This is a genomic window from Kitasatospora sp. NPDC004272, assembly GCF_053603035.1.
This window is the reverse complement of record NZ_JBSGET010000084.1, coordinates 24,067-37,398: the sequence shown is the minus strand read 5'-3', so window position 1 is coordinate 37,398 and position 13,332 is coordinate 24,067. Positions and strand designations below refer to the sequence as shown.

11 protein-coding genes are annotated in these 13,332 nt (G+C 76.1%); 8 read left to right on the top strand and 3 right to left on the bottom strand.

All coding sequences use genetic code 11. The features are described 5' to 3' along the window. Window positions 1-1,120: 2-oxoglutarate dehydrogenase, E2 component, dihydrolipoamide succinyltransferase (sucB, locus tag ACWEO5_RS24375; RefSeq protein ID WP_452164413.1), on the top strand; the 1,120-nt coding region annotated here is incomplete at its 5' end. A gap of 135 nt (window positions 1,121-1,255) precedes the next feature. After that, a complete protein-coding gene (locus tag ACWEO5_RS24370) occupies window positions 1,256-1,771 on the top strand; it encodes a DUF4240 domain-containing protein (RefSeq protein ID WP_344554518.1) in 516 nt (171 codons plus the stop codon). Between the two features lie 38 nt (window positions 1,772-1,809). Here the strand turns inward: ACWEO5_RS24370 and ACWEO5_RS24365 are convergent, their stop codons facing one another. Then, the gene (locus ACWEO5_RS24365; RefSeq protein WP_452164412.1) at window positions 1,810-2,763 is read right to left on the bottom strand and encodes a DUF2510 domain-containing protein; all 954 of its coding nucleotides are present in this window, start codon (window positions 2,761-2,763) and stop codon (window positions 1,810-1,812) included. 112 nt (window positions 2,764-2,875) lie between these two features. After that, complete coding sequence (locus ACWEO5_RS24360; RefSeq protein ID WP_452164411.1) at window positions 2,876-3,379, bottom strand: N-acetyltransferase family protein; 504 nt, start codon at window positions 3,377-3,379, stop codon at window positions 2,876-2,878. 66 nt (window positions 3,380-3,445) lie between these two features. Here ACWEO5_RS24360 and ACWEO5_RS24355 point away from each other — a divergent pair, with 66 nt between their 5' ends. Together ACWEO5_RS24355 and ACWEO5_RS24350 are read left to right on the top strand one after the other, a co-directional pair. Next, complete coding sequence (locus ACWEO5_RS24355; RefSeq protein ID WP_452164410.1) at window positions 3,446-4,369, top strand: TIGR01777 family oxidoreductase; 924 nt, start codon at window positions 3,446-3,448, stop codon at window positions 4,367-4,369. A 383-nt stretch (window positions 4,370-4,752) separates the two neighbouring features. Then, on the top strand, window positions 4,753-6,075 hold the full coding sequence (locus tag ACWEO5_RS24350) for an NAD(P)/FAD-dependent oxidoreductase (RefSeq protein ID WP_452164409.1): 1,323 nt from the start codon (window positions 4,753-4,755) through the stop codon (window positions 6,073-6,075). Between the two features lie 199 nt (window positions 6,076-6,274). Here the strand turns inward: ACWEO5_RS24350 and ACWEO5_RS24345 are convergent, their stop codons facing one another. Next, the gene (locus ACWEO5_RS24345) at window positions 6,275-7,870 is read right to left on the bottom strand and encodes a regulator (protein ID WP_452164408.1); all 1,596 of its coding nucleotides are present in this window, start codon (window positions 7,868-7,870) and stop codon (window positions 6,275-6,277) included. Window positions 7,871-8,167: 297 nt separating this feature from the next. On the opposite strand from ACWEO5_RS24345, the gene ACWEO5_RS24340 reads away from it, so the two are divergent. The 4 genes from ACWEO5_RS24340 to lipB all read left to right on the top strand — a co-directional run bounded on the left by ACWEO5_RS24340 (window position 8,168) and on the right by lipB (window position 13,255). Next, the gene (locus ACWEO5_RS24340) at window positions 8,168-8,941 is read left to right on the top strand and encodes a 3-hydroxybutyrate dehydrogenase (protein WP_452164407.1); all 774 of its coding nucleotides are present in this window, start codon (window positions 8,168-8,170) and stop codon (window positions 8,939-8,941) included. A 44-nt stretch (window positions 8,942-8,985) separates the two neighbouring features. Further along, a complete protein-coding gene (locus ACWEO5_RS24335; RefSeq protein ID WP_452164406.1) occupies window positions 8,986-10,365 on the top strand; it encodes an MFS transporter in 1,380 nt (459 codons plus the stop codon). Window positions 10,366-10,485: 120 nt separating this feature from the next. Beyond that, a complete protein-coding gene (locus ACWEO5_RS24330) occupies window positions 10,486-12,378 on the top strand; it encodes a helix-turn-helix domain-containing protein (protein WP_452164405.1) in 1,893 nt (630 codons plus the stop codon). 103 nt (window positions 12,379-12,481) lie between these two features. Next, window positions 12,482-13,255, top strand: a complete 774-nt coding sequence (gene lipB / locus ACWEO5_RS24325) for a lipoyl(octanoyl) transferase LipB (protein WP_452164415.1) — start codon at window positions 12,482-12,484, stop codon at window positions 13,253-13,255. The last annotated feature ends 77 nt before the right edge of the window (window positions 13,256-13,332 follow it).

Below are 13,332 nucleotides of genomic sequence, written 5' to 3'. Positions count from 1 at the left end.
CCCGGCTCCGGCCGCCCCCGCCGCCCCGGCCCCGGCTCCGGCCGCTGCTCCGGCTCCGGCCGCCCCCGCCGCTCCGGCTGCTCCGGCCCCCGTGGCCGCCGCGCCGGCTCCGGTCGCCGCCCCGGCCCCGGCCGCTCCGGCTCCGGTGGCCGCTCCGGCCGCCCCGGCCGCCGCCGCTCCGGCCGCGGACTCCGGTGACGCCTACGTCACCCCGCTGGTGCGCAAGCTCGCCGCCGAGCACGGTGTCGCGCTCGGCTCCGTCGCCGGCACCGGCGTCGGCGGCCGCATCCGCAAGCAGGACGTGATCGCCGCCGCCGAGGCCGCCAAGGCCGCGCCGGCCCCGGCCGCCGCCGCTCCCGCTGCCGCCGCCCCGGCGAAGGCCGCCGCCGCGCCGTCCGCGCTGCGCGGCCAGACCGTCAAGATGACCCGGATGCGCAAGGTCATCGGCGACAACATGCTGAAGGCCCTGCACGAGCAGGCCCAGCTGACCAGCGTGGTCGAGGTGGACGTCACCCGGATCATGTCGCTGCGCGCGAAGGCGAAGGACTCCTTCCTGGCCCGCGAGGGCGTGAAGCTGTCCCCGATGCCGTTCTTCGTGAAGGCCGCCGCCCAGGCGCTGAAGGCCCACGCGGTCATCAACGCCCGGATCAACGAGGCCGAGGGCACTATCACCTACTTCGACTCCGAGAACATCGGCATCGCCGTGGACTCCGAGAAGGGCCTGATGACCCCGGTCATCAAGGGTGCGGGCGACCTCAACATCGCGGGCATCTCGAAGAAGACCGCGGAGCTGGCCTCGAAGGTCCGCGACAGCAAGATCACCCCGGACGAGCTGTCCGGCGCGACCTTCACCATCTCCAACACCGGTTCGCGCGGTGCGCTGTTCGACACCGTCATCGTCCCGCCGAACCAGGTCGCGATCCTGGGCATCGGCGCGACCGTGAAGCGCCCGGTGGTCATCGAGTCCGACGGCGGCACCGCCATCGGCATCCGCGACATGACCTACCTGTCGCTCTCCTACGACCACCGCCTGGTGGACGGCGCGGACGCCGCCCGCTACCTGGTCGCGGTCAAGGAGATCCTGGAGGCCGGCGAGTTCGAGGTCGAGCTCGGCCTGTGAGGCACCCGCTGCCGTAGGCACCCCGTCGGGAGCCCCGCACCGTCCCCGGACGGTGCGGGGCTCCCGCGCGTTCCGGCCCGATCGGCCCTCCGATCGGGTGCGCGCGGGGCGGCGATCGTGGAGGCTGGAGCGGTGATGGACGAGACGGGATTCTGGCAACTGGTCGACGGGGCCCGGGAGGCCGCCGCGGGCGACCCGGACGAGCAGGCCGAGGCGCTGGTCGAGCGGCTGCTGCGGCTCACCCCGGACGAGGTGCTGGACTTCGCCCGGCAGTTCGAGGCGCGCTTCCAGCGGGCGTACACGGTGGAGCTGTGGGGCGCCGCGTACCTGCTGCTCGACGGGGCCTCGGAGGACGCCTTCGACTACTTCCGGTGCTGGCTGATCGGCCAGGGCCGGGAGGTGTTCGAGGGCGCGGTGCACGAGCCGGACGCGCTGGCCGAGCTGGTGCCGGACTTCGACGAGGAGGAGGACGGCGACGGGGAGGAGCTCGGCTACGCCGCCGACGAGGCGTACGAGCGGCTGACCGGGCTGCCGCTGCCGGACCTGGGGGTGCGTCAGCCGCCGGCCGCCGAAGGGGTGTACTTCGACTTCGCGGACGGGGCGGTGATGGCCGCCCGCTACCCGCGGCTGTGGGAGCTGTACGGGGACTGAGGCCGGGCGGCGCGCCGCCCGGGCGCAGTTCGGGCGGCTCAGGAGGCGGTGGTGATGCCCTGGATGATGTCGTCCAGCACGGCCGGGTCCGGGGCCTTGGGGTCGTCGTCCACGCCACCGCGCAGGATGACGTAGCCGCTGCCGTCCGGGTCCGGCACGGCCGCGACCACGGCGAATCCGGCCGCGCCCTGCTCGGGCTCGACGTACCAGCGGATCGCCCAGCCCTCGCTGCCCGCGACGGTGAGGGTGCCGGCCGACTCCTCCCGGTGGGTGCGCAGGGTGCCGAAGGCGACGGCGGCGAAGTCGGTCATGGCCTGTTCGGCGGCGGCCTGGGCGTCGGCGGCGTCGACGCTGTCCGCGACGACCGCGAACTGGCCGCGCAGGCAGAGGGACTCGGACTGCTCGCAGGCGTACTGACCGAAGATCTCCACCACCGTCGCCCGCTCGTTGGCGGGTTCGGCGGTCCAGCCGTCGGGCAGCGGGACGCCCCAGCCGTGGGCCTTGTCGGCGAGTTGCAGGGCCGGGTCGGGGCTGCTGTCGGTGTCGTCCGCGCTGGTGTCGTCGGTGTCGTCGACGTCCGGGGTCGGGGACGGGGAGCGCGGCGGGTCGGAGGCGGCCGGGGTGGAGGCGGCCGGGGTGGAGACGCCGACGGTGATGGTCGGCGCGGGCCCGGCCTTCTTCGGGTCGTCCGGCTGCACGGCCCACACCACGGCGCCGACCACGCCGGCCAGCAGCAGCACGGCGACCGAGACGGTGGCGATCAGCGGGCCCCGGCCGGAGCGGCCCGGGGGCGGGCCCGGCTGGAACGGGGGCTGGAACGGGAGGGTCGTCGGGGGCGGCGGGGGGCCGGGGGCGACCTGCCAGGTCTGGGTGACCGCGTCGTTGACCAGGCCGGCCTGGCGGTGGGAGTCCGTCCAGGCGGTGCCGTCCCACCAGCGTTCCTGCCCGGTGCCGGGGACGGGGTACCAGCCGGGCGGCGTCGGGGTGCTCACGGCCGCTACCGTACCGCCTCGGGGCCGCCCTCCCCAGCCGCCCGGCGGTCACGAATCGGGCACCGGGGACGGTGGGTTGACGAACCGACGGGTGCCGACGGGTGCCGACGGGTCAGTCCAGCGCGCGGCCCATCCAGACGTCGTCGACGTAGTCGCCCTCCAGCAGGAAGTGCCCGGGCAGCACGCCGAGCACCTCGAAGCCGGCCCGCTCGTACAGCCGCCGGGCCGGGGCGTTGCGGGCGAGCACCCGCAGGGTCATCCGGCGGGCGCCGTCGGCGCGGGCCGCCTCGCAGGCGGCGGCGAGCAGGGCCTCGCCGATCCGGCGGCCGCGGGCCTCCGGCAGCACGCCGAGGCCCTGGATCTGCCGGACGTGCGCGTTGGAGGGCAGCGGGATCTCCCCCGCCTGGCGGACGTAGCCGACCACCCGGCCGTCGAGTTCGGCCAGCAGGTACTGCCCGGGGAGGTGCTCCCCGTCGAACACCGGGGCGTCCTCGGGCGCGCGCGGGGCGACCTCGCCGAGCGGGGACCAGGTGGCGTGGTCGACGGCGCGGATCGCGCGCTCGTCCTCGTCCCGCGCCGGGCGGATGATCACGTCGTCGGAGGGCATGCGGGCCATCGTAGACGCCGTCCGGCGCGGCCCCCACGGGGTTTCTGACCGGGCGGGCGGCGGCGGACTGGGAGGATGGCCGGTATGCGAATCGCGGTGACAGGCTCCACGGGGTTGATCGGGTCCGCGCTGGTGGACTCCCTGCTGACGGACGGGCACGAGGTACTGCGGCTGGTGCGGCGGCGCTCGCGCACCGGACCGCAGCCGGACGGGACGGTCGGGGTCGGCTGGAACCCGCTGCTGATGCAGATCGACGCGGCCGCGCTGGAGGGCGTGGACGCCGTCGTGCACCTGGCCGGGGCGGGCGTCGGCGACCGGCGCTGGACGGACGCCTACCGGCGGGAGATCCGGGACAGCCGGGTGCTGGGCACCGAGACGCTGGCCGCCGCGCTGGCCCGGCTGAAGCGGCCCCCGCAGGTGCTGGTGAGCGCCTCCGCGGTCGGCTACTACGGGCAGACCGGCGACCAGGTCGTCGACGAGGGCGCACCCGCCGGGAGCGACTTCCTGGCCACCGTCTGCCAGGAGTGGGAGCGGGCCGCGCGGCCCGCCGCGGACGCCGGGATCCGGGTGGTGCACCCGCGCACCGGGCTGGTGCTCGACCCCGGGGGCGGCGCCGGGGCGCGCCTGCTGCCGCTGTTCAAGCTGGCGCTGGGCGGGCGGCTGGGCGACGGCGGGCAGTACTGGGCGCTGATCTCGCTGGCCGACGAGGTCGCCGCGCTGCGCTTCCTGATCGACCACCGGGAGATGTCCGGCCCGGTCAACCTGACCGGGCCGGAGCCGGTCACCAACCGCGAGCTGACCGCGGAGCTCTCCCGGCAGCTCGGGCGCCCGGCGGTGTTCGCGGTGCCGGAGTGGGCGCTGCGCACCGTGCTCGGGGAGATGGCCGTGGAGGTGGTGGGCAGTCACCGGGTGGTGCCCGGGGCGCTGCTGGACGCGGGCTTCGCGTTCCGCGACCCCGACGCGAAGGCGATCGTCGCGGCGGCGCTCGGGCTGCGGTAGCGGGTCCGCGTCGGCGGCGCTCGGGCCGCGGCGGGGCGGCTGTCGGCGGCCGGGCCGCCGGGCGGGGGTTGACGTGGCGTCAGCGGGGGGCGCACGGGTGCAACCGGGCGGCGCGCAGGGTGCGGACGGTGACGGTGCGCGCCCGTTCCCGCCCCGCACGCCCCGTTTGACGCACCGTGGGTGACCGGCCGGTCCCGCTGGGTGGCCGCGCGGGTGCGGTGACCCGATTCGGTGCCGTCCGGCTGTCTGGACCGGCGGATGACGGGGCATCACCAGTGCGGACCACGTCCGACCCCCGCTGGCCGCCCCGGCGCACACCCGCTCGCGGGCGCTGCCGTGCGCGGCGGCCGCGGAGGGCTCCGCCAGGGAGGGAGCACCCACTCGTGCCCGCACAGGACTTCACCGGCCGCGCCCAGCGCGGCCCGTCCGGCGACCCCGACGCGATCGTCGTCGGCGCCGGCGTCGCCGGACTCACCACCGCGACCCTGCTCGCCGCCCAGGGCCTGGACGTCCAGGTCCTGGAGGCCGGCGAACGCGTCGGCGGCCGGATGGCCACCCGCGAACTCGACGGCTTCCGGCTCGACCACGGCGGCCACCTGCTCAACACCGCCCACCCCGAGCTGGGGCGCCGACTCGACCTCGACCGCTTGGAGCTGCGCCCGCTCGCCCCCGGCGTCCTGGTGCACAGCGGCGGCCGCGGCTACCGGGTCGGCGACCCGCGGCTCACCCCCGCCCGGCAGGCCGCCACCCGCGGGCCGCTCGGCACCCCGCTGGACAAGGCCCGGCTGGCCGCCACCCTTGCCCGGCTGGCCGCGACGCCCGCCGAGCGGCTGCTGGCCCGCCCCGAGACCACCGCCGCCCGCGCCCTGGCCGACCGCGGCCTGCCGGCCCGCACCGTCGACGGCTTCCTGCGCCCGCTGCTCGGCGCCCTGCTGTCCGACCCCGCGCTCGGCACCTCCAGCCGGGTCGCCGACCTGGTGCTGCGCGCGTACGCCCGGGGCCGGCTGTGCGTCCCGGCGGCGGGGGTCGGGGCCGTCCCCGAGCAGTTGGCCGCCCGGCTGCCGGAGGGCGCCCTGCGGCTGGGCGTCGAGGTCACCTCGGTCGGCACGGACGGCGTGGAGACCGCCGGGCACGGCCGGATCCGCTCCGGCGCGGTGGTCGTCGCCACCGACGCGGCGACGGCGGCGGCCCTGCTGCCGGGCCTGCGGCAGCCCGGCTTCCACCCCGTCACCACCTACTACCACGCGGCGGAGCGCTCCCCGCTGGGCGAGCCCGTCCTGCTGCTGGACGCCGAGCGCTCCGGGATCTCGCACTCGCTGGTGCTCAGCGACGCCGACCCCTCGTACGCCGCCGACGGCCGCGCGCTGATCGCCACCACCGTGCTGGGCCGCCGCTCCTTCGACTCCGGCGGCCCGGCCGGGGACGAGGGCGCCGTCCGGCGGCGGCTGGCGGAGCTGTACGGGACGGCCACCGGCGCCTGGGAGTTCCTGACCGTCCGGCACGTCCCCGACGCGGTGGTCGCGATGCCCCCGCCGCACCACTTCCGCCGCTCGGTGCGACTGCTCGCCGGGCTGTACGTGTGCGGCGACCACCGGGACACCGGGACGGTGCAGGGCGCGCTGGTCTCCGGCCGACGGGCCGCGGAGGCCGTCCTGCGCGACCTCGGCGTGCGGATCGAGCCGGAGGCGGACCGGGCGGCGGCGTAGGCGGTGCACCGACAGGGGTTCGGGGAACGGCGAGTCCGGGTCTGCTGACGGTTCACTGCCGGAGCGCGCATCGGCTTTCGGTTCTGTTGCTGCACGCAGCAGCCCCGACCTTCGATGGGCTCCGGCCGTCAGCAGCACGGACCCGCCGTTCCCCGGGCCCCTGGTGGTGCTCTCCCGCCGTTCCGACCGGATCCCTGTCTCAGATCACCCCCGCCTGGCGGGTGGCCTCGTCGAAGGCCCGGGCGGCGGGGGTGGTGCGGTAGGGGTTGAGGCGGCGGTGGAAGTCGCGGAGGTACTCGACGGTGCGGGCGGAGCGCATCTCGCCGGCCGCGCGGAGCGAGTCGGTGGCCATCGAGCACGCCTCGTCGACGTCGCCCATGCCCAGGCGGGCGGAGGCCAGGACGAGGCGGCACAGGATGCGGCTGCGGGCGTAGGCGGGGGCCCGCAGTCGCAGGGACTTCTCGGCGTGCTGGGCGGCGGGGCGCCACTGCTGGAGGTCGCGGTAGCAGTGGGCGAACTCGTCGGCCAGTTGGGCGTCGTCGAAGTAGCGTGCCCAGGACGGGACTTCGTCGGCGCTGCGGGCGGTGGACAGGGCCCGTTCGCAGCGGACCAGGGCGGTGGTGCAGGCCCGGACGTCGCCGGCCAGGGCGTGGCCGCGGGCCTCGGCGGCGTGCATCAGGGCCTGGACGACGGGGGCGGCGGTGGTGCCGACGCCCTGCTGGGCGACCCGGGCGAGCTGGATGGCCTCGCGGGCGTGGCCGAGGTGGACGGCCTGCTGGCTCATGGTGGTGAGGACGAAGCCGCCCAGGACGCGGTCGCCCGCGGCCTGGGAGAGCCGCAGGGCCTGGACGAAGTAGCGCTGGGCGAGGCCGTGCGCGGCGATGTCGAAGGAGGTCCAGCCGGCCAGCCGGGTGAGGTCGGAGACGGCTCCGAACAGGGCGCGGCCGATCTGTTCGCCGTACCGGCCGCGGAGCATCGGCTCGGCCTCGCTCTCCAGGTAGCGGACCAGGGCCTGCCGGGCGTGGCCGCCGCCGTAGGCGTGGTCGAGGGCGCGGAACAGGTCGCCGACGGCGCGGATCGCGGCGATGTCGCCGCGGCCGACCCGGACCGGGGGCCTGGTCTCCCGGTGCTCGGCGGCGGGTTCGGCCCCGGCGGGGCGGCGCGGGCCCTGCGGGGGGACCCGGGCGCCCGGCGGGGAGCGCAGTTCGTCGGGGGTGAGGGTGGTGCCGTCGCGGGCGACCCGTTCGTCGGTGCGGCCGATCAGCCAGTCGCGGCTGGGGACGACGAGCCCGGCGGGGGTGAAGGCGATCTTGCGGAGTTCGGCGTAGGGGCCGTTGTCCTTGCGCCACATGGAGGCGACGATGTCGACGGCCTCCTGCGGGGTCTCGGCGAACTCCAGCCCGGCGTAGACCGGGGCGCAGGCGTCCAGGCCGACGTCCTGGGCGGTGAGCCGGCGGCCCAGGCGGCGGGTGAAGACCTCGGCGATCAGCGCCGGGGTCGCGCCGCGGGGTTGCTGGCCGCGCAGCCAGCGGGTCACCGAGGTCTTGTCGTAGCGCAGGTCGAGGCCGTGCTCCAGGCCGAGTTGGTCGACCCGGCGGGCGAGGCCCGCGTGCGAGAAGCCGGACTCCTCGATGAGCGCGGCGAGTCGGGGGTTCTGGGCGCGCCCGGCCGCGGGGGCCGGTGGTTCGGCCTGCTCGGGGGCGCGCGGAGGGGTCTCGGCCGCTCCGGTCGGGCACGGGTCGAGCGGGTCGAGCGGTCGGTACGCCGGGCTGTCGATTACTGGCCGTTGGGGCATAGCAGTCCACACCTCTCAGGCACCGTTCCGGCCCCTCCTGCCCGGACGGCGCCCCCTGATCGGGAATCGGCGCGAATGTAGCGAGCATTGGGACGCTATGGGTGGATTCGAGCCCCCCATCCTCCGAACGGGTGAACCAGCCCCGCCCGTTGTGAGGAAGCCCGGGCACCGCGTGTTTGAGTTCGGGAGCCGTTGCCCGCACTCCGGGCGCATGGCGTCGGGAACCACAGGAGTGCCGCGTGCTGTGGTGTCCGCCCACATCGTTGCGGGGCGCGCGGATTCCTACCGTTCTCGGCCATGGACACCACTTCCGCCCCGCCCCCCGGGCCCCCGCTGCTCGGCCGCACCGCGCTGGTCACCGGGGCCGCCTCCGGCATCGGCCGGGCCTGCGCGGAGGCGTTCGCCGCGGCGGGCGCGCACGTGTACGTCGTCGACCTGGCGGCCGCCCCCGCCGAGGAGCTGGCGGCCCGGATCGGCGGCACCGCGCACGTCGCGGACCTGGCGGACCCGGACGCGGTGGAGGCGCTGCCGGCCGACGCGGACATCGTGGTCAACAACGCGGGCCTGCAGCACGTCGCCCCGGTGCACGAGTTCCCGGTGGAGCGGTTCACGCTGATCCAGCGGGTCATGGTGGAGGCCCCGTTCCGGATCCTGCGCCGCACCCTGCCGCACATGTACGGGCGCGGGTGGGGCCGGGTGGTGAACGTCTCCTCGGTGCACGGCCTGCGGGCCAGCGCCTTCAAGTCGGCGTACGTGACGGCCAAGCACGCCCTGGAGGGCCTGAGCAAGACGGTCGCCCTGGAGGGCGCCCCGTACGGCGTGACCAGCAACTGCGTGAACCCGGCGTACGTGCGCACCCCGCTGGTGGAGCGGCAGATCGCCGCGCAGGCGCTGGCGCACGGCATCCGCGAGGACGAGGTGGTGGAGCGGATCATGCTCGACCGCACCGCCGTGAAGCGGCTGATCGAGCCGGAGGAGGTGGCGCAGCTGGCGGTGTGGCTGTGCTCGCCGGGTGCCTCGTACGTCACCGGGGCGAGCCTGCCGGTGGACGGCGGCTGGACCGCGCACTGAGTTCCTGACCTTCCCCCGCCCCCTCACCTGCAAGGGAACCCGCCATGGCTGCCCCCTCCGTCCCCGCCCCCGCCTCCTCCCCTGAAGATCCGGGACCCGCCTCCCTGCCCAGGGTGGTCGCCGCCTCGCTGATCGGTACGACCATCGAGTGGTACGACTACTTCCTGTACGGATCGGCGGCGGCGCTGGTCTTCGGGCACGTGTTCTTCCCGAAGGCCGACCCGCTGACCGGCACCCTGCTGTCCTTCCTGACCTACGCGATCGGGTTCGCCGCCCGGCCGCTGGGCGCGCTGGTGTTCGGGCACTTCGGCGACCGGATCGGCCGCAAGAAGCTGCTGGTGCTGAGCCTGCTGCTGATGGGCGGGGCGACCACGCTGATCGGCTGCCTGCCCACCTACGACCAGGTCGGCGTGGCGGCTCCGGTCCTGCTGACCGTCCTGCGGCTGGTGCAGGGCTTCGCGCTGGGCGGCGAGTGGGGCGGGGCGGTGCTGCTGGTCTCCGAGCACGGCGACCGCCGGCGGCGCGGCTTCTGGGCGTCCTGGCCGCAGGGCGGCGCGCCGGCCGGCAACCTGCTGGCGGCGGGCGTGCTCTCGCTGATGACGGCCGTCCAGTCCGACGCGGCGTTCCTGTCCTGGGGCTGGCGGGTGCCGTTCCTGCTCTCCGCGCTGCTGGTGATGGTCGGCCTGTGGATCCGGCTCGCGGTGGACGAGTCGCCGCTGTTCAAGGCCGCGCTGGCGGCCGCCGAGCAGCGCACCGAACCGGAGCGGCCGCCGCTGGTGGCGGTGCTGCGCGACCACTGGCGGGACGTGCTGGTGGCGATGGGCGCCCGGATGGCGGAGAACATCTCGTACTACGTGCTGACCACCTTCGTGCTGGCGTACGCCGTCACCCAGACCCACCTGCCCAAGCAGACCGCGCTGAACGCCGTGCTGATCGGCTCGGCGGTGCAGTTCGCGCTGATCCCGGCCTTCGGGGCGCTCTCCGACCGGGTCGGCCGCAAGCCGGTCTACCTGGTCGGCGCGGTCGGCGTCGGCGCCTGGGCGTTCGTGTTCTTCCGGATGGCCGACACCGGGAGCTTCGCCCAGCTGACCGTCGCCGTCACCGTCGGCCTGTTCTTCCACAGCATGATGTACGCCCCGCAGGCGGCGTTCTTCTCTGAGCTGTTCGCCACCCGCACCCGCTACTCGGGGGCCTCGATCGGCGCCCAGTTCTCCTCGGTGGCGGCCGGCGCGCCCGCCCCGCTGATCGCCACCGCGCTGCTGAAGGACTACGGCAGCGCCACCCCGATCGCGGTGTACGTGGCGATCGCCGCGGTGATCACCGTGGTGGCCGTGCTGTGCGGCCGGGAGACCCGCGGCACCGACCTGGAGGACACCGGGGCGGACGCTCGGGGGGACTCCGTGAAGGCGCCCGCTAGCCTCTGAGCACTTCGGCAGGATCAGGGCCGCGCCACCGGGCACCCGGCGGCGCGGCCCCGGCCCGTTCTCCAGCGGCGGGCCGGGGGCACGGGGGCCACGGGGGCACGAGCGACAAGGGAAGACCGCATGGACCGCGACACCACCGCCGCGCCGGCGCTGCGCAGACTCCTCGACCTGCTGGCGACCGGGGCCGCTACCGAGGACTTCGGCGAGGTGCTCGCCGGAGCCCGCCGCCGGGGCGCGCCCGCCGGGGTGCTGACCGAGATCGACGGCGCCACCTGGCAGGCGCTGCGGGTGCACCGGACGATGCGCCAGCACCGCCGGCGCGAGGCCGAGCTGACCGCCCTGTTCGACACCGCGGGCGACCTGGCCGCCTCCCGGGACCTGGACGCGGTGCTGCGGGCCATCGTCCGGCGGGCCCGGATGCTGCTGGGCACCGACACCGCGTACCTGACCCTGCCGGACGAGCGGGCCGGGGACACGTACATGCGGGTCACCGACGGCTCGGTCTCGCCGATCTTCCAGACCCTGCGGCTCAGCCTGGGCGACGGCCTGGGCGGCCTGGTCGCGCAGACCGCCCGCCCCTACGCGACCCACGACTACCGGGTGGACGAGCGGTTCCGGCACACCGGGCAGATCGACGCGGGCGTGCTGGACGAGGGCCTGGTGGCGATCATCGGGGTGCCGCTGCTGCTGGGCGGCAGCGTGATCGGCGTGCTGTTCGCGGCCGACCGCACGCCGCGGGCCTTCTCCCCCGACGAGGTCGCGCTGCTGTGCACGCTGGCCGCGCACGCCGCGATCGCCCTGGACACCGCCAAGTCGCTGGCCGACACCCGGGCCGCGCTGGCCGAGCTGGCCGGCGCCAACGCCGTGATCCGGGCCCACGCGGCCGCCGTCCAGCGCGCCGAGCAGGCCCACGACCGGCTCACCGACCTGGTGCTGCGCGGCGCGGAGGTGGCGGACGTGGCCGCCGAGGTGGCCGCGCTGCTGGGCGGCGGGGCCTCCGTGCACGACGCCGAGGGCGCCCCGCTGACCGGCCCCGGGGCCGCCCCGGACGGCCTGGCCGGGGCGGTCGCCACCGCCCGCGCCGAGGGCCGCGCGGTGCGGCACGGCGGGGAGTGGGTGTGCGCGGTGCTGGCCGGGCAGGAACTGCTGGGCGCGCTGGTGCTGCACGGGCGGCCCGAGCTGGACGACGCCGACCGGCGGGTGTTCGAGCGGGCGGGCGTCGTCACGGCGCTGCTGCTCCTGCTGCGCCGCTCGGTCGCCGAGACCGAGAACCGGGTCCGCGGCGAGCTGCTGGCCGACCTGCTCACCGCGCCCGACCGCGACCCGGCCGGGCTGACCGCGCGCGGCCGCCGGCTGGGCGTCGACCTGAACCGGCCGCACCTGGCGCTGGTCGCGGTCGCCGAGGAGGCCGCGGCCCGGGGCCGGCTGGCCGGTGCGGCGGCCCGCTACCTGTTCGGTTCGCGCGGGATCAGCGCCGAGTTCGGCGAGGGCGTGGTGCTGCTCGTCCCGCACGAGGGCGGCGGGGACGGCGCGGTGGCCGGGGCGGCGGCGGAGCGGCTGGCCCGGCTGGCGGGTTCGCCCGTCACGGTCGGCGCCGGGCGGCCCGCCGCCGGCCCGGTCGCGCTGGCCGCCGGGTACGCGGAGGGGGTGCGCTGCGTCCGGGCGCTGCGGGTGCTGGGCCGGGCCGGGGACGGGGCGTGCGCGGCCGACCTGGGGTTCCTGGGGGTGCTGCTGGGCGACGGCCACGACGTGGACGGGTTCGTCCGGGCCACCCTGGGCCCGCTGCTGGACTACGACGCCAAGCGCGGCACCGAGCTGGTGCGCACCCTGCGCGCCTACTTCGACTGCGGCGGCGGCCTGACCCGGGCCAAGGACCTGCTGCACGTGCACGTGAACACGGTGGTGCAGCGGCTGGACCGGGTGGAGGTGCTGCTGGGCCGCGACTGGAACCAGCCGGAGCGTGCGCTGGAGCTCCAACTGGCCCTGCGGCTCCTGCTGTTGGCGGGAGGCTGAGCCGGGGTTCCGGGTGCTCCGGCCGGTCGGCGTACAGTGGCGAGGTTGGGCTGATCGGCCGGCTGGGAGTGCTGTGGTGAGCGAGAACGTGCGGTTCGTGCGGATGGGGATCGGCGAGCGGACCGTCCCCTACCAGGAGGCGTGGGCGGAGCAGCAGCGGCTGCACGCGCTGCGGGTCGCGGACGAGATCCCGGACACCGTGCTGCTGCTGGAGCACGACCCGGTGTACACGATGGGCAAGCGCACCAACCCGGAGGACCTGCCGCTGGACGGCACCCCGGTGGTGGAGGTCAACCGGGGCGGCGAGATCACCTGGCACGGCCCGGGCCAGCTGGTCGGCTACCCGATCGTGAAGCTGCCGGACCCGATCGACGTGGTGGCGTACGTGCGGCGGCTGGAGGAGGCGCTGATCCGGGCCTGCGCCGAGTTCGGCGTGGGGACCACCCGGATCGAGGGCCGCAGCGGGGTGTGGAAGCTGGGCGCCGAGATCCCCGGCGCGGTGGTCGACCCCTCCCAGGTGGTGGAGATCGGCAAGCTGACCCTGCGGATGGGCCTGCCGCTGGGCATCGACCCGCGGCTGGCCGGCCCCGAGTACGCGCCGTCCAACGCGGGCCAGCGCGGCGACGACCGCAAGCTCGCGGCGATCGGCGTGCGGGTGGCCCGCGGCGTGACCATGCACGGTTTCGCGCTGAACTGCGACCCGGACATGACGTACTTCGACAAGATCGTCCCGTGCGGGATCCGGGACGCCGGGGTGGCCTCGCTCAGCGGCGAGCTGGCCCGGCCGTTCCCGGTGGGGGACGCGGTGGCGGTGGTCGAGCGGAAGCTGGCCGAGGTGTTCGCCGAACTGCCCGAGCCGGTGGCCGCCGTCCGGTAGCGGAATCGGCGCGGCGCGCCGAGCGTTGCCTTTCGAAGGCAAGCCCGGGGCCGGGCGCAGGCCGTTGAAGTGCAGGC

Excerpts from the sequence above, each read along its gene's own strand:
- ACWEO5_RS24370 (WP_344554518.1), top strand. The coding sequence starts at position 1,256 with ATGGACGAGACGGGATTCTGGCAACTGGTCGACGGGGCCCGGGAGGCC.
- ACWEO5_RS24360 (WP_452164411.1), bottom strand. The coding sequence starts at position 3,379 with ATGGCCCGCATGCCCTCCGACGACGTGATCATCCGCCCGGCGCGGGAC.
- ACWEO5_RS24355 (WP_452164410.1), top strand. The coding sequence starts at position 3,446 with ATGGCCGGTATGCGAATCGCGGTGACAGGCTCCACGGGGTTGATCGGG.
- ACWEO5_RS24345 (WP_452164408.1), bottom strand. The coding sequence starts at position 7,870 with ATGCCCCAACGGCCAGTAATCGACAGCCCGGCGTACCGACCGCTCGAC.
- ACWEO5_RS24340 (WP_452164407.1), top strand. The coding sequence starts at position 8,168 with ATGGACACCACTTCCGCCCCGCCCCCCGGGCCCCCGCTGCTCGGCCGC.
- ACWEO5_RS24335 (WP_452164406.1), top strand. The coding sequence starts at position 8,986 with ATGGCTGCCCCCTCCGTCCCCGCCCCCGCCTCCTCCCCTGAAGATCCG.
- ACWEO5_RS24330 (WP_452164405.1), top strand. The coding sequence starts at position 10,486 with ATGGACCGCGACACCACCGCCGCGCCGGCGCTGCGCAGACTCCTCGAC.
- lipB (WP_452164415.1), top strand. The coding sequence starts at position 12,482 with ATGGGGATCGGCGAGCGGACCGTCCCCTACCAGGAGGCGTGGGCGGAG.